Origin of the sequence: Lentzea nigeriaca (assembly GCF_016907955.1) — a bacterium.
Classification (GTDB): Bacteria; Actinomycetota; Actinomycetes; order Mycobacteriales; family Pseudonocardiaceae; genus Lentzea; species Lentzea nigeriaca.
Genome location: NZ_JAFBCX010000024.1, coordinates 1 through 14,938, shown reverse-complemented (window position 1 = coordinate 14,938; position 14,938 = coordinate 1). Strand labels below are relative to the sequence as shown.

Below are 14,938 nucleotides of genomic sequence, written 5' to 3'. Positions count from 1 at the left end.
CGAGCCAGCCTACGGGCCCTCCTGCTCCTTCGAGGCGAGCTTGCCGTCGCGGAAGCACAGCTTGTAGTACAGCTCCGCGTTGTGCGACGTCCGGAACCGCGAGCACCCGTCCACCCCGAGCTGTCCGAGGCCGTACTGGTCCATGATCTCCTGCTCGGACGTGTTGCCCACCCGCAGCGAGTCGAAGTACGGCGCGTTCATCTGCGTGGGGTTGAGCAACGCGAAGAGCAGCAGCACGATCAGCGCGCCCGCGATCGGCAGCAACGCCAGCAGCCCGAGGCATCCGCCGCCCACGACCCGCGGCACGGTCAGCACCTCGGCGGCGAGCGGTGGAGGCACCTCGGCGACCTCGGCCGCGGACTGATCGGCCTGGGTCGCCGGGTGCAACGGCACGTCCGCCGCCACCCGGAACCCGCCTTCGGCCGGCGGGCCCGCGCTGAACGAGCCGCCGAGCAGTCCGACGCGTTCCTCCAGGCCGATCAGGCCGCGCCGGGTGCCCTTGCCGGGGGTCGCCGAGGACGGTCCGTTCACCACCTGGATCCGCGCCCGTCCACCCTGGACGGCGACCTGCACCCGCGTGCGGGCCCGCGGGGCGTGCTTGTGGACGTTGGTCAGCGCCTCGCGGACCACCCGGTGCACCGCGCGTCGGGTACGGGGGTCGGCGCCGTGCAGGTCGTCACCCGACCAGTCGAGCGTGACCGTGACTCCCGCGCCCACCGAGCTCTCGACCAGCTTGGCGATGTCGGTCCTCGTGCCGGTGTCCTCGTCGAGCGACTCGGGTTCGGGGTTCGTCCGCAGCACGCCCAGGATCTCTCGCAGCTCGGCCATCGCGAGCGACGACGTGGTGCGGATCAGCTCCGCCTGTTCGTGCAGCTGCGGGGCTTTCCGCGCGGTCGCCAGCTCGAGCGCGCCGGCGTGGATGGAGATCAGGCTGAGCCGGTGTCCGAGCATGTCGTGCATCTCGCCCGCGATGTGCGCGCGTTCCGCGGAACGCGCCGATGCGGCGGTCAGCGCCCGCGCGCGTTCCAGGTACTCGTTGCGTTCCCGCAGCAACCGGACCATCGGCTTGCGGCGGCCGAGCAGCATCCCGGACACGGCGGGGAAGACCACGAAGAACACCGCGCCGACTGTCGCGCCGACGACCGACTCCCAGAGCGGCATGCTCCGGTAGCTCTCCTGCAGCTGGCTGAGCGCGCCCTGCAGCACGGTCGCCAGCCCGAGCAACGCCCACAGCCGCCCGAGCCGGGGGATGTGCCGGGACGCGGTGAAGACCACGAACACGGTCGCGGCCTGCGCCCAGAGGTTGTTGACCGCGAACAGCGGCGCGGTGAGCAGCAGTGCCCACTCGGGTTTGCGCGGGGCCAGCCACACGAGCATCGCGATCCACACCGCGGACGCGATCGTCAGCAACGGGTGCGGGACGGGCGCCAGCGGGGCGATCAGCGGCACCAGGCCGACTCCGAACGCGAGCGACGGCCAGACGAACCTCATCGGGCCAGCTCCTTCTTCGCGGTCAGCACACCGTTGCGGTCGAAGCAGAGCTCGAAGTCACGGCTCTCCTCGTCGCGCGCGTGGTAGCGGAAGCACCCGGTGTTGTCCGACGGCACGCCGAAGCCGTGCGTCTCGGTGACCTCCTCCTCGTGCACGACCGACACCCGGAACGCGTCGAACTCCTGCCTGGTCATCTCGGCGCGGCTGAAGATCGCGACGACGAGCAGGACGAACACCGTACCGAGCGCCGGAACGAGGGCGAGCGTGCCGAGGCAGCCGCCGCCGATCACGCGTGGCACGGTGAGGACCTCTGCGGTGATCGGGGGTGGCGCCTCGGCCACGGCACCTGCCGCGCCCGTCTCCTCCTGCACCACGGGGTGCAGCGGGAGGTCGGCTGCCACCCGGAAGCCGCCGTGGACGGGACCGGCGCTGAACGAGCCGCCGATCAACCCGACGCGTTCCTCCAGCCCGATAAGCCCTCGGCGGGTGCCGCTGCCCCTGGGCTCGCCGCTCGGACCGTTGACCACCTCGACCCGCACTCGTTCGCCGACCTGCACCAAGACACGGGTCTGTGCTGACGGCGCGTGTTTGTGCACGTTCGTGAGTGCTTCGCGCACGACCCGATGCACCGCCCTTCGGAGGCGTGCGTCGGCATCGGCCAGATCGGGGCCTGACCAGTCCAGCAGGACCGAGACGCCCGCCGACGCCGATGCCGCCACGAGCCGTTCGACGTCCGCGCGCGTACCGGCGTTCTCATCGGCGTCGGAGGTTCCGAGCACACCGAGGATCTCACGCAGCTCCTCCATCGCGACCGCGGACGTCCTGCGGATCAGCTCGACCTGTTCGCGCAGCTCAGGGGCTTGCTCGGCGGCCGAGCGCTCGAGCGCTCCGGCGTGCGCGGTCAGCTGCCGGAGCCGGTGGCTGAGCATGTCGTGCATCTCGCTCGCGATGTGCGCGCGCGTCGCGGACCTCGCGGTGTTCGCGGTCAACACACGCGTCTGTTCCAAGTAGTCGTTGCGCTCCATCAGCACCTGAGTCAACGGCTTGCGCCGCCCGACGAGCGCACCGGCGACGGCCGGGAAGAGCAGCAGGAACAGGACGGTGAACGCGGTGCCGAGCAGGTAGTCGGACAGGCTGTCGCCCGCGCGCCACGCGTGCAGGCCGCTGAACGCCGCCTGGAGCACGGCCGTGGCGCCCATCAACGCCCACAGCTGCGGTTGCGAGCGGACGGACCGGGCCGACCGGAAGATCACGAGCGAGGTCGGGGCGATCGCGAGCAGGTTGTTCACCGCATGAAGGGGAGCGGTGAGCAGCATCGCAGCGCGCGGCCGGCGGGCGCCGAACGGCACCAGCGCAGCCGCCCACACGGCGGAGGCCACGATCAGCCACCAGTGCACGGGCCTGCCGAGCGGTGCGACCAGCGTCACCAGCGCCAACAGTAAGGCGCCTGCCGTCCACAGCGCGTCGCGCACCCTCACGTTCACGCTGATCATCATGGTCGCCCCACCCTGGCGGCCCCAGCCCCACCTGGCCTCGATCCCCGGCCACGTGGCCACGCCCGACGGCACGCGGGGCCCTTGCGTACGCCAGGAGAGTACGAAAGCTCCCCGCGTACTGCTCCGGTTGAGTGAGTTTGCACGACCGTGCATAATCATTCGTATGACAGTGAGGATCGCGGTCGCGGGCGCCAGCGGGTACGCGGGTGGCGAGCTGCTCCGCCTGCTACTGAGCCATCCGGACATCGAGATCGGCGCGCTGACGGCCAACAGCAGCGCCGGCGACAAGCTGCTCAAGCACCAGCCGCACCTCCTGCCGCTCGCCGACCGACAGCTACAAGACACCACAGCCGAGACCCTCAAGGGCCACGACGTGGTGTTCCTCGCACTGCCCCACGGTCACTCAGCCGAGCTGGCCGAGCAACTCGGCGACGACACCGTGGTGATCGACTGCGGCGCCGACCACCGGCTGACCAGCGCCGACGACTGGAAGCGGTGGTACGGCGGCGACCACGCGGGCTCCTGGCCGTACGGGCTGCCGGAGCTTCCCAACCAGCGGGAGAAGCTCGTCGGCGCACGTCGCGTCGCCGTTCCCGGCTGCTACCCGACGGTGTCGTCGCTGGCGCTCGCGCCCGCCGTCGACCTGATCGAGGACGAGGTCGTCATCGTCGCCGTGTCCGGCACGTCGGGCGCGGGCAAGTCGCTGAAGCCGAACCTGCTCGGGTCCGAGGTCATGGGCTCGGCCAGCGCGTACGGCGTCGGTGGCGCGCACCGGCACACGCCGGAGATCACGCAGAACCTGAGTGCCGCGGCCGGCCGGCCGATCAAGGTCAGCTTCACGCCCGTGCTGGCGCCGATGTCGCGGGGCATCCTCGCGACCTGCACGGCTCAGCTGAAGGACGCTTCTGGTGTTCGCGAGGCCTACGAGAAGGCGTACGCGAACGAGCCGTTCGTCCACGTTCTGCCCGAAGGTTTCTGGCCGACGACGAACGCCGTTCTCGGCTCGAACGCCGTCCAGATGCAAGTCACCGTCGACGAGGACCTGAACCGGCTCGTGGTCGTGGCCGCCGTCGACAACCTGGCCAAGGGCACCGCGGGTGCCGCTGTCCAGTGCATGAACCTCGCTCTCGGCCTGCCGGAAACGACCGGCCTCTCGACCGTTGGAGTCGCTCCGTGAACCGCAACAAGGGCGTCACCGGACCCCAGGGCTTCCGGGCCGCCGGGATCGCCGCCGGCATCAAACCCTCCGGCGCTCTCGATCTGACGCTCGTCGTGAACGACGGGCCTTCGGACGCCGCCGCGGGCGTCTTCACCACGAACAAGGTGAAGGCCGCGCCGGTGTTGTGGTCGCAGCAGGTGATCCAGTCGCGACGACTCACCGCGGTCGTGCTCAACTCCGGTGGTGCCAACGCGTGCACCGGTCCCGAGGGCTTCCAGGACACGCACGCCACCGCCGAGAAGGTCGCCGAGGTGCTCGGCGTCGGTGCCGTCGACGTCGCGGTCTGCTCCACCGGTCTGATCGGTGAGCGTCTGCCGATGGACAAGGTGCTCGCGGGTGTCGAGCACGTGGCGAAGGAGCTGGACTCGTCCGTCGAGGCCGGGCTCGACGCCGCCACCGGCGTGATGACCACCGACAGCCGTCCCAAGCAGGCGTGGAAGGCATCTGAGCAGGGCTGGTCCGTCGGCGGGTTCGTGAAGGGCGCGGGCATGCTCGCGCCGAACATGGCCACGATGCTGTCGGTCATCACGACCGACGCCAAGATCTCCGGCGACTCGTTGGACAAGGCGCTGCGCTTGGCCACGGGTCGCACGTTCGACCGCCTGGACGTCGACGGTGGCACGTCCACCAACGACACCGTGCTGGTTCTGGCTTCCGGTGCCTCGGCTATCGAGCCCTCGTTCGACGACTTCGTCGCGTTGCTGACCGAGGTCGCAGCCGACCTGGTGAAGCAGCTCCAGGGCGACGCCGAGGGTGTGACGAAGGAAATCAGCATCACCGTCAAGCAGGCCGCCACCGAGGCCGAGGCCGTCCACATCGGACGGACGGTCGCCGAGGACAACCTGGTGAAGACCGCGTTGTTCGGCAGCGACCCGAACTGGGGCCGCATCGCGATGGCGCTGGGCCGCGCCGACGCCGAGATCGACCCGGACGTGCTGCAGATCATCATCAACGGCGTGTCGTTGTACCGCAACGGAACCCGCGACCGCGACCGCAGCGAGGCCGACCTGTCCGGCCGCGAGATCGAGATCGTCATCGACCTCAACGTCGGTGACGCCGAGGCGACCGTCCTGACCACGGACCTGTCCCACGACTACGTCGAAGAGAACAGCGCTTACTCCTCATGAACGCACAAGAGAAGGCGGCGGTCCTCGTCGAGGCACTGCCGTGGTTGCAGCGCTTCCGCGGCGCGATCGTCGTCGTCAAGTACGGCGGCAACGCCATGGTCGACGACGAGCTGAAGAAGGCGTTCGCCGAGGACATGGTGTTCCTGCGGCTGTGCGGTCTGCGTCCGGTCGTCGTGCACGGCGGTGGCCCGCAGATCAAGTCGATGCTGGACAAGCTCGGCATCCACAGCGAGTTCCGCGGCGGTCTGCGCGTCACGACACCGGAAGCCATGGACGTCGTGCGGATGGTGCTCGTCGGTCAGGTCGGACGTGAGCTCGTCGGCCTGATCAACCAGCACGGTCCTTACGCGGTCGGCATCTCCGGTGAGGACGCGCACCTGTTCACCGCCACGCGTCGTGGCGCGATCGTGGACGGCGAAGAGGTCGACATCGGTCTCGTCGGCGACATCACGGAGGTCAATCCGGACTCGGTGCTCGACATCGTGCGTGCGGGCCGGATCCCGGTCGTGTCGTCGGTCGCGCCGGACATCAACGGCGTGCCGCACAACGTGAACGCGGACACGGCGGCCGGAGCGCTGGCGGTGGCGCTGGGTGCGGAGAAGCTCGTGGTGCTGACCGACGTCGAGGGTCTGTACTCGAACTGGCCGGACAAGTCGTCGCTGCTGCACCAGGTCCAGGCGTCCGAGCTCGAGAAGATGTTGCCGGACCTGGAAAGCGGCATGGTGCCGAAGATGGAGGCCTGCCTGCGGGCGGTGCGCGGCGGGGTGCCGCAGGCGCACGTGATCGACGGGCGGCTGGCCCACTCGGTGTTGCTCGAAGTCTTCACCACTGAAGGTGTGGGCACGATGGTTTTGGGGGACAAGTGACAACGCGTTGGCAACAGTCCATGATGGACAACTACGGCACGCCTCAGCTCGCGCTGGAGCGCGGCGAGGGCGCGTACGTCTGGGACACCGACGGCAACCGCTACCTGGACCTGCTGACCGGCATCGCGGTGAACGCGCTGGGCCACGCCCACCCGAAGATCGTCGAGGCCGTCACCACGCAGATCTCGAAGCTCGGCCACACGTCGAACCTCTACGTCAACGAGCCCGCGCTGAAGCTCGCCGAGCGGCTGCTCGACCTCGCGGGGGAGCCCGGCAAGGTCTACTTCTGCAACTCCGGCGCCGAGGCGAACGAGGCGGCGCTGAAGATGTCGCGCCGCACCGGGCGCACCAAGATCGTCGCTACTCTGGGTGGCTTCCACGGCCGCACGATGGGTGCGCTGTCGCTGACGGGCCAGCCCGCGAAGCGCACGCCGTTCGAACCGCTCGTGCCCGGCGTCTCCCACATCCCGTTCGGTGACGTGGCGGCGTTGGAAGCGGCGATCGACGACGACACGGCGGCGTTCGTCGTCGAGCCGATCCAGGGCGAGCAGGGCGTCGTCATGCCGCCCGAGGGCTACCTCCAGGAAGCGCGCCGGATCACGTCCGAGCACGGCGCGTTGTTCATCCTCGACGAGGTGCAGACGGGCGTCGGCAGGCTCGGCACGTGGTTCGCCTTCCAGCAGGCAGGGATCGTGCCGGACGTCATGACCCTCGCCAAGGGCATCGGTGGCGGCCTCCCGCTGGGCGTCACGATCGGGTTCGGCGCGGCCGGCGAGCTGTTCCAGCCCGGACACCACGGCACCACGTTCGGCGGCAACCCCGTGTGCTGCGCGGCCGCCCTCGCGGTGCTCGACACGATCGCCGCGGAAGGCCTGCTGGAGCACGCCTCGTCCGTGGGCAAGGAGATCGCGGCCGGGGTGGAGGCGTTGCACCACCCGGCGATCTCCGGGGTGCGGGGAGCCGGCCTGCTGCTCGGCATCATGCTGCGCGACAAGGTCTCGGCGAAGGCCGCGGCGGCCGCGCAGAAGGCCGGTTACCTGATCAACCCCATCCAGCCCGACGTCATCCGCCTGGCGCCGCCGCTGATCCTGGACGAATCCGACGCGCACGCGTTCGTGGCCGCGATCCCCACTTTCTTCGAGGAGCAGCAGTGACTTTGCGGCACTTCCTGCGCGACGACGACCTGACGCCGGACGAGCAGTCCGCCGTCCTCGACCTCGCGGACACCTACAAGTCGGACCGGTTCACCGCGAAGCCGCTGGCGGGCCCCAAGGCCGTCGCCGTGATCTTCGAGAAGAACTCGACGCGCACGCGGCTGTCGTTCGAGGTCGGCATCGCGCAGCTCGGCGGCAACCCGGTGATCATCGACGGCCGCTCGATGCAGCTGGGCCGCGAGGAGACGATCGAGGACACGTCCCGGATCCTGTCCGGATATGTCGACGCCGTGGTGTGGCGGACGTTCGCCCAGGCGCGCATCGAAGCGATGGCCAGCGTCTCGCGGGTTCCCGTGGTCAACGCGCTGACCGACGAGTTCCACCCGTGCCAGGTGCTCGCGGACCTGCAGACGATCCGCCGCCGTTACGGCAAGTTGGCCGGACTCACGCTGACGTACTTGGGCGACGGCGCCAACAACATGTCGCACTCGCTGCTGCTCGGTGGCGCCACGGCGGGTATGCACGTCCGCATCGGCGCGCCCGCGGGCTTCGTGCCGAACCCGCAGTTCCTGGAGGACGCCAAGAAGCGTGCCGCCGAGACCGGTGGTTCGGTGTCCTTGATCAGCGACCCGCGCGAGTCGGTCGACGGCGCGGACGTGCTGGTGACGGACACGTGGACGTCCATGGGCCAGGAGAACGACGGCAAGGACCGCGTCGGCCCGTTCCGTCCGTACCAGGTGAACGCCTCGCTGCTGGAGGCGACCGGGAAGCCCGACTCGACGGTGCTGCACTGCCTGCCCGCCCACCGCGGCTGGGAGATCACCGACGACGTGCTCGACGGACCGCAGTCGCTGGTGTGGCAGGAGGCCGAGAACCGTCTGCACGCGCAGAAGGCGTTGCTCGTGTGGTTGCTGGAGCAGTCGTCATGACTCGTACCGCCCGTCAGGGCCGCATCGTCGAGATGGTGTCGCAGCGAGCCGTCCGCAGCCAGTCCGAGCTCGCGAAACTCCTTGCGGCGGAAGGCATCGAGGTCACGCAGGCCACGTTGTCGCGCGACCTGGACGAGCTCGGCGCGGTGAAGCTGCGCGGCCCTGACGGCGGTGCGCCGGTCTACGTGATCCCGGAGGACGGCAGCCCGGTGCGCGGCGTCCAGGGCGGCACCACGCGGCTCGTGCGCGTGCTGGGCGAGCTGCTGGTCTCGACCGACTTCTCCGGCAACCTCGCCGTGCTGCGGACTCCGCCCGGCGCCGCGCAGTTCCTCGCGTCGGCGCTGGACCGCGCCGCGTTGCACGAGGTCGTCGGCACGATCGCGGGCGACGACACGATCCTGGTCGTGGCCCGCGAACCGATGACCGGTGCCGAGCTCGCCGACCGGATCACAGCGCTGGCCTCGGGTTCCATCGATGAATGACCCCGTGCACGCCGTGCTGACGTTCGACGCCGGGGTGCCGGTGGCGGTCGACGGCGAGACCGTGTCGGTAGCCGAGGCGATCCGCGAGCTGAACTTCCGCGCCGGCGTGGTGAAGTCCAGCCTGGGCTCGGTCGCGGTGCGGGTGGCGAGGATGGCCTTGTCGTCGGGCTCGGGAGAGGTCGACATCGCGCTGTACGAGGGGCGCGTGGTCGGGCTCGTGGCCCGTTCGGAAGAATCACTTTACGACTTCGCTAGCTGAGAGTTGCGTGTGCAATGAGTTCTTTGTGGGGTGGCCGGTTCGAGTCGGGACCGGCAGAGGCGATGGCCCGCCTGTCGCTGTCGACGCACTTCGACTGGCGGCTGGCGCCGTACGACATCGCCGGCTCGCGCGCACACGCCCGCGTGCTGCACGCGGCGGGCCTGCTGACGGACGAAGAGCTCGCCGGCATGCAGAAGGCGTTGGACGAGCTGCTGGCCGACGTCGAGTCCGGCGCCTTCACCCCGGTGCTGGAGGACGAGGACGTCCACACCGCCCTGGAGCGCGGCCTGATCGACCGCGCGGGCACCGAACTGGGCGGCAAGCTCCGCGCGGGCCGTTCCCGCAACGACCAGGTCGCGACGCTCTTCCGCATGTGGCTGCGCGACGCGGCTCGGCGGATTTCCGCCGGTGTGCTGGACGTCGTGGACGCCCTGGCCGCCCAGTCCGAGACGCACTTCGGCGCCGTGATGCCGGGCCGCACGCACCTGCAGTCCGCACAGCCCGTGCTGCTGTCGCACCACCTCCTGGCCCACGCGCACGCGTTGCTGCGTGACGTCGAGCGCCTGCACGACTGGGACAAGCGCGCCGCGTTCTCCCCGTACGGCTCGGGCGCCCTGGCCGGTTCGTCGTTGGGCCTGGACCCCGCCAAGGTGGCCGCCGACCTCGGCTTCTACGCCCCGGTCGAGAACTCCATCGACGGCACCGCCTCCCGCGACTTCGCCGCCGAGATCGCGTTCGTGCTGGCGATGATCAGCGTGAACCTCTCGCGCATCGCCGAGGAGGTCATCATCTGGACCACCGCCGAGTTCCGCTTCGCGGTGCTGGACGACGCCTGGTCCACCGGCAGCTCGATCATGCCGCAGAAGAAGAACCCGGACGTCGCCGAACTCGCGCGCGGCAAGTCGGGCCGCCTGATCGGCAACCTCGCCGGCCTTCTGGCGACGCTGAAGGCACAGCCGCTCGCCTACAACCGCGACCTGCAGGAGGACAAGGAACCGCTGTTCGACTCGGTCGAGCAGCTGGAACTCCTGCTCCCGGCGTTCGCGGGCATGGTGGCGACTCTCCGCTTCGACGTTGCTCGGATGGCCTCGTTGGCCCCGGCCGGCTTCACCCTGGCCACCGACATCGCGGAATGGCTGGTGCGCCAAGGAGTTCCGTTCCGCGTGGCGCACGAGGCCGCCGGTGCCTGTGTCCGCGCCGCCGAATCCCGTGGCGTGGGCCTGGAAGAACTGACCGACGAGGAGTTCGCCGCGATCTCGCCGGCCCTGACGCCCGAGGTCCGTTCGGTGCTGACCGTCGAGGGCTCGATCGCCTCCCGCAACGCCCACGGCGGCACGGCTCCTTCCCGAGTCCGCGAGCAGCTGGACGCGCTGGTGGCCAAGGCTGCGGCGGCGCGTGAGTTCTAGGCAGCTGACCAGGGAGGAGCTGGCCATCGACCCGGTCGATGCGGCCCAGCTCCTCCTGGGGTCTTTTCTGGAAGCGGGCGACGTGCGCGTGCGCATCGTCGAGGTCGAGGCCTACCGGGGCGGCGACGACCCGGCCTCCCACTGCTACCGCGGCAAAACCCCGCGCAACGAGGTGATGTTCGGCCCGGCCGGCCACCTCTACGTTTACTTCGTCTACGGCATGCACTTCTGCGCCAACGTCGTATCTCTGGTCGACGGCGTGCCCGGCGCCGTGCTGCTGCGCGCCGGCGAAGTGGTTGATGGTGAGGACGTCGCGTTCTCCCGCCGCCCGGCCTCGCGTTCGGCCGCGGAACTGGCCAAGGGACCGGCCAGGCTGTGCAAGGTGCTGGGCCTGGACCGCACGTCCAACGGCCTGGACCTGACTTCCGCTTCCTCGCCGGTGCGGCTGTACGCGGGTGATTCGGTCGGGGAAGTGCGGTCCGGACCTCGCGTCGGTGTGGCCGTGGCGATGGACGTGCCGTGGCGGTTCTGGATCGACTCTCCCGCCGTGTCGACGTACAAGAGGGGCGGCAAGCGCCGCCCGACCAACGTCGTTTGACCTGCTCGACGGCTGCGTCCAGCGCGGCACGACGTTCTCGCCTGCGGTGAGTCGTCGCACCAGCGTGTCGGCGGGCGGTCTGGACGACGTCATCGGGATTCAGGTTCTGCGTGTTGCCGGCGCGTTCCGAAACTCACGCGGCTCGTCTCCGGCGTGAGGCTCTTCTCCAGCGAGTCGATGATCTCGGCCAGAACGGTACGGCCAGGCAGGTGGCCGGGCCGCCAGCAGCGCTCTGACCTCGTCCGGCGTACGAGGGGCCTTGGTGCTGGAGGCCCGCCCAGCCGCGGTCTCTCGCGTCAGGTTGTTCAGCACATCCTGCACCACGTCGTTCTCACAACCGATCAAGAGCCGCCCGGAACTCCTTCTCCAGCTGGGGATCCACCTCGAACACCAACGGCACCGTCATGTTGATCTGCTCGCCGGCCGTCAACCGCTCGACCAGCGTGTCCGCCACGTCCCGCAGATCCCGCGCCACCGCGTGCATCGCCCGAAGCTGTTGATCCGCGAACTGCGCCTGGATCCGAGCCGCGACCCGCGCCTGCTCATGCGCATAGCTCGTCGCGTGAATTCCCCGAGCCCACTCCAGAATCTCGTCGAACGTCCGCACGAACAGCTCGCCGAGGTGGACGATCCGCGACGGATCCCCGGCCTCCCCCGGCGCCCCGAACGCGGCCTCCTGAGTGTCGCCCGTGAACAGCGTCTCCACCGCGACCTTGATGATCTCGCTCAGCAGTACGTTCCGGTCGCGGATCAGCTCGATCCCGGTGCCGTGCTCGACGGCACCGTTGCGCGGCGCATAGCGGAGGAAGTGTTCCCAGTACTTCGACTCCAGCTCCGCGAGTCCTTGCGACACAACGGTCACGTACAGCAGGTACTCCCAGCCGCGCGGCTTCTCCCGCACGAGCGCCGCCACCGACTGCGGTGTGATCGGCGTAGTAGGAGTGAACGACGCACGGTGTTGTGCCAGCTTCTGCACAACGGCCTGTGCGATGACCTCGTCACTGTGCCTGCGCATGTCGAGGTAGGCGATCGTGGGCAAGAGGCCGGGCACGGGTGTGTCGTCGATCCGGATCGGCAGCACGTACTCGGTGTTCTCCTCCAACGAGCGCGCCATCGCCGCACGGCTCTGCAGGCGCGTCCACTTCGAGACGTAATGCTCCGAGCTGAACAGCAGCACGAACCTCGCACGGTGGCTGAACGTCTCGGTGAAGTACTCGACGCGGTCGCGCCCCCACATCTCGACCTCGCGGTCCCTGTCGTAGAAGACCTCGACACCCAGCGCCTTCAGCCGGTCGACGATCGGCAGCACCCGATCGCGATCCTCCTCGGCGAACGACGGGGCGACGTCGAACTGATACTCGGCCACGGGATCCAAAGTACGGCCCTCGACATCCTGGGGGATGACATCGAGAAGGCACTGGCCGCCGAGCTCGTCACAATCGCCAAGCCCGAGGCCGACGTCCCCGCGCTGGAACGTCTGGCCTCTCCCACGGTCAGCGGTGCGCGCGTTGACCTGCCGCCGTGACGCTCACCGGAGAACGATCACTGGCCCAGGCTCTCGACTGGGCCGAGAGCCTGGGCGTGGTGTTGCCGCGCCGCGTCGTCAGCGGACGGGCATGGACCGGCGGTACCAGGCGCGCCGGTGGTCGACCGGCAGCGCCAGTCGCGTGATCAGGTTCGTCAGCAGTGCCCCGATGAGCAGCCACAGGACCGCGGCCAGGCCCTCGTTGAAGAGGACCGCGATCTTGGGGCTGTCCGGCGTGAAGAGGCCGTCGAGGCCGAGGGTGATCCCGTTCGCCCAACCCGCGACGAACTGGAAGAACCCGTTGGCCGCGTTCGCGTCTGCCACCACCAGGAAGATGTGCACCAACAGCACGATGGCGAACGTCCAACACACGATGTCTATGACTGCGCAGACGGTGTGCACCGTCCGCACCTTGCGGTAGGTGTCGTCGCGTTCGACGACCTCCTCCACCACCGGTTCGTTCACGCGCGGCATGCGCTCAGTGGGCCGCCGTAACTCGTCACGTGGCTCCGTCATGCCCGGCGGTTACCCGTGCGCGCACCGGGTGGAAACCCGTTCGACCTGGTGGGCGACAATGAGGGACGTGAGCGAGCACATCCTTGACGAACTGTCCTGGCGCGGCCTGATCGCGACGTCCACCGACCTCGACGCACTCCGGAAGGACCTGGACGCCGGCCCGCTCACGCTCTATTGCGGCTTCGACCCGACGGCGCCGTCGCTGCACGCCGGCAACCTGGTCCCGCTGCTGATGCTCAAGCGCTTCCAGATGGCGGGCCACCGGCCGATCGTGCTGGCCGGCGGTGCCACGGGCATGATCGGCGACCCGCGCGACACCGGTGAACGCACGCTGAACTCGCTGGACACCGTCGCCGAGTGGGCCGACCGGATCCGCGGCCAGCTGGAGCGGTTCGTGCACTTCGACGACTCGCCCACGGGTGCGATCGTCGAGAACAACCTGAACTGGACGGGCCAGGTCAGCGCGCTCGAGTTCCTGCGCGACGTCGGCAAGCACTTCTCGGTCAACGTGATGCTGTCGCGCGAGACCGTGAAGCGACGCCTCGAGACCGACGGCATGTCGTACACCGAGTTCAGCTACGTGCTGCTGCAGTCGAACGACTACCTGGAGCTCAACCGGCGCTACGGCACCGCGCTGCAGATCGGCGGCTCGGACCAGTGGGGCAACATCGTGAGCGGTGTCGACCTGGTGCGCCGGGTCGAGGGCAAGCAGGTGCACGCGCTGACGGCGCCGCTGGTCACCGATGCCGAGGGCCGCAAGTTCGGGAAGTCCACCGGTGGCGGGCGCGTGTGGCTCGACCCGGAGATGACCTCGCCGTACGCCTGGTACCAGTACTTCGTGAACGTCGACGACGTCACGGTGCTCAACTACCTGCGCCTGTTCACCTTCCTCTCGCGGGAGGAGCTGGACGAGCTGGAGAAGCAGACGGCGGAGGCGCCGCACCTGCGCACCGCGCAGAAGCGTCTCGCGCAGGAGTTCACCGACCTGGTCCACGGCGAGCGCGCGACGCAGCAGGTGCAGCTGGCGTCCCAGGCGTTGTTCGGCCGGGGCGAGCTCCGTGACCTCGACGCGTCGGTGCTCGAAGCGGCGCTGGCCGAGGCTCCGACCGGCAAGGTCCGGCTGGCCGACGAGCCCACGATCGTCGACCTGCTGGTGGTGTCCGGGCTGGCCGACAGCCGGGGTGCCGCGCGGCGCACGGTCAAGGAGGGCGGTGCCTACGTGAACAACGCCAAGGTGACCGACGAGGAGTGGAAGCCGGCGCCGTCGGACCTCCTCCACGACAAGTGGCTGGTGCTCCGCCGCGGCAAGCGCAACAACGCCGGCGTGCACGTGGAGCTCTGACCTGGTGTTTCAGGTCCTCGAAGGCCGTCGATCCCACTGCGGATCGGCGGCCTTCGATCTTTCTTGACGTGACGGCGGTCACACTGTGCACGGCATCGGGGCTGCGATAGCTTGTTCGTGGGTCCTGTATGGGGCTGTTGACCTGCGGTTTCTTAATCGCAGGCGACTGGGTTGCCCCCGATTTGACCCCGAGTTGGCGTGCGTGTAACTTTCTCTCTGCCAGCGCGGAACGGGCCGGGAACACCGGAACGGAGTGCGGCGAGGGTCACGAACCAAGCTTCCACTGAGTGTGGTAGAGTGGGTGACCGCGAAACGATGAAGACCCAGCCGGTAGCTCGTCTGAGCTCAGAGGCCAAGGGCGTCGGAAGTTTCAAACACAAGCTTATGTACGACACAGCCTCGGATCGAGTCGCCGTGTGGCGGATCGTGATGATGAGCGCGTGTTCTTTGAGAACTCAACAGCGTGCCGAAACACAGCCAGTAATATGAATACTCCTCGTCAGGAGTATTCCTTTGAGTAGTTTTACC

Annotated in this window: 14 protein-coding genes; 10 read left to right on the top strand and 4 right to left on the bottom strand. The window is 69.0% G+C overall.

What is annotated here, in order from left to right; all coding sequences use genetic code 11:
* Nucleotides 1–9 precede the first annotated feature (9 nt).
* Together JOD27_RS41185 and JOD27_RS45605 are read right to left on the bottom strand one after the other, a co-directional pair.
* Nucleotides 10–1,491, bottom strand: a complete 1,482-nt coding sequence (locus tag JOD27_RS41185) for a sensor histidine kinase (RefSeq protein ID WP_204767815.1) — start codon at nt 1,489–1,491, stop codon at nt 10–12.
* The gene (locus tag JOD27_RS45605) at nt 1,488–3,059 is read right to left on the bottom strand and encodes a sensor histidine kinase (RefSeq protein WP_204767814.1); all 1,572 of its coding nucleotides are present in this window, start codon (nt 3,057–3,059) and stop codon (nt 1,488–1,490) included. Before JOD27_RS45605 ends, JOD27_RS41185 begins: the two co-directional genes overlap by 4 nt.
* A gap of 91 nt (nt 3,060–3,150) precedes the next feature.
* Here JOD27_RS45605 and argC point away from each other — a divergent pair, with 91 nt between their 5' ends.
* The 9 genes from argC to JOD27_RS41135 are packed head-to-tail and all read left to right on the top strand — an operon-like array spanning nt 3,151 to nt 11,027.
* Complete coding sequence (gene argC / locus JOD27_RS41175) at nt 3,151–4,164, top strand: N-acetyl-gamma-glutamyl-phosphate reductase (protein ID WP_204767813.1); 1,014 nt, start codon at nt 3,151–3,153, stop codon at nt 4,162–4,164.
* The gene (gene argJ / locus JOD27_RS41170) at nt 4,161–5,333 is read left to right on the top strand and encodes a bifunctional glutamate N-acetyltransferase/amino-acid acetyltransferase ArgJ (RefSeq protein WP_204767812.1); all 1,173 of its coding nucleotides are present in this window, start codon (nt 4,161–4,163) and stop codon (nt 5,331–5,333) included. Before argC ends, argJ begins: the two co-directional genes overlap by 4 nt.
* On the top strand, nt 5,330–6,199 hold the full coding sequence (gene argB, locus JOD27_RS41165) for an acetylglutamate kinase (RefSeq protein WP_204767811.1): 870 nt from the start codon (nt 5,330–5,332) through the stop codon (nt 6,197–6,199). Before argJ ends, argB begins: the two co-directional genes overlap by 4 nt.
* 20 nt (nt 6,200–6,219) lie before the next feature.
* Nucleotides 6,220–7,353: an acetylornithine transaminase gene (locus tag JOD27_RS41160; RefSeq protein ID WP_204767889.1), complete on the top strand. Its 1,134-nt coding sequence runs from the start codon at nt 6,220–6,222 to the stop codon at nt 7,351–7,353.
* Entirely contained in the window at nt 7,350–8,282 is a 933-nt protein-coding gene (gene argF, locus JOD27_RS41155) for an ornithine carbamoyltransferase (protein ID WP_204767810.1), read from the top strand. The genes JOD27_RS41160 and argF overlap by 4 nt, the downstream gene beginning before the upstream one ends.
* Nucleotides 8,279–8,764: an arginine repressor gene (locus JOD27_RS41150; RefSeq protein WP_204767809.1), complete on the top strand. Its 486-nt coding sequence runs from the start codon at nt 8,279–8,281 to the stop codon at nt 8,762–8,764. Before argF ends, JOD27_RS41150 begins: the two co-directional genes overlap by 4 nt.
* A complete protein-coding gene (locus JOD27_RS47335; RefSeq protein WP_204767808.1) occupies nt 8,757–9,023 on the top strand; it encodes an argininosuccinate synthase in 267 nt (88 codons plus the stop codon). Before JOD27_RS41150 ends, JOD27_RS47335 begins: the two co-directional genes overlap by 8 nt.
* Before the next feature lie 14 nt (nt 9,024–9,037).
* Nucleotides 9,038–10,429 (top strand): argininosuccinate lyase, encoded by a 1,392-nt coding sequence (gene argH, locus JOD27_RS41140; protein ID WP_204767807.1) that lies wholly within the window; start codon nt 9,038–9,040, stop codon nt 10,427–10,429.
* Complete coding sequence (locus tag JOD27_RS41135; RefSeq protein WP_204767806.1) at nt 10,419–11,027, top strand: DNA-3-methyladenine glycosylase; 609 nt, start codon at nt 10,419–10,421, stop codon at nt 11,025–11,027. Before argH ends, JOD27_RS41135 begins: the two co-directional genes overlap by 11 nt.
* A gap of 331 nt (nt 11,028–11,358) precedes the next feature.
* On the opposite strand, the gene JOD27_RS41130 is transcribed toward JOD27_RS41135, so the two are convergent.
* A complete protein-coding gene (locus JOD27_RS41130) occupies nt 11,359–12,393 on the bottom strand; it encodes a toll/interleukin-1 receptor domain-containing protein (RefSeq protein ID WP_204767805.1) in 1,035 nt (344 codons plus the stop codon).
* A 237-nt stretch (nt 12,394–12,630) separates the two neighbouring features.
* On the bottom strand, nt 12,631–13,068 hold the full coding sequence (locus tag JOD27_RS41125; RefSeq protein WP_239571348.1) for a hypothetical protein: 438 nt from the start codon (nt 13,066–13,068) through the stop codon (nt 12,631–12,633).
* Between the two features lie 67 nt (nt 13,069–13,135).
* Between JOD27_RS41125 and tyrS the strand changes: the two genes are divergently transcribed.
* The gene (tyrS, locus tag JOD27_RS41120; protein WP_204767804.1) at nt 13,136–14,410 is read left to right on the top strand and encodes a tyrosine--tRNA ligase; all 1,275 of its coding nucleotides are present in this window, start codon (nt 13,136–13,138) and stop codon (nt 14,408–14,410) included.
* Nucleotides 14,411–14,938 lie beyond the last annotated feature (528 nt).

What these genes read in the sequence shown, in the direction of transcription:
- argC (WP_204767813.1), top strand. Translation starts at nt 3,151, where the DNA reads ATGACAGTGAGGATCGCGGTCGCGGGCGCCAGCGGGTACGCGGGTGGC.
- JOD27_RS41185 (WP_204767815.1), bottom strand. Translation starts at nt 1,491, where the DNA reads ATGAGGTTCGTCTGGCCGTCGCTCGCGTTCGGAGTCGGCCTGGTGCCG.
- argB (WP_204767811.1), top strand. Translation starts at nt 5,330, where the DNA reads ATGAACGCACAAGAGAAGGCGGCGGTCCTCGTCGAGGCACTGCCGTGG.
- argH (WP_204767807.1), top strand. Translation starts at nt 9,038, where the DNA reads ATGAGTTCTTTGTGGGGTGGCCGGTTCGAGTCGGGACCGGCAGAGGCG.
- JOD27_RS41150 (WP_204767809.1), top strand. Translation starts at nt 8,279, where the DNA reads ATGACTCGTACCGCCCGTCAGGGCCGCATCGTCGAGATGGTGTCGCAG.
- JOD27_RS41125 (WP_239571348.1), bottom strand. Translation starts at nt 13,068, where the DNA reads ATGACGGAGCCACGTGACGAGTTACGGCGGCCCACTGAGCGCATGCCG.
- JOD27_RS41160 (WP_204767889.1), top strand. Translation starts at nt 6,220, where the DNA reads ATGATGGACAACTACGGCACGCCTCAGCTCGCGCTGGAGCGCGGCGAG.
- JOD27_RS47335 (WP_204767808.1), top strand. Translation starts at nt 8,757, where the DNA reads ATGAATGACCCCGTGCACGCCGTGCTGACGTTCGACGCCGGGGTGCCG.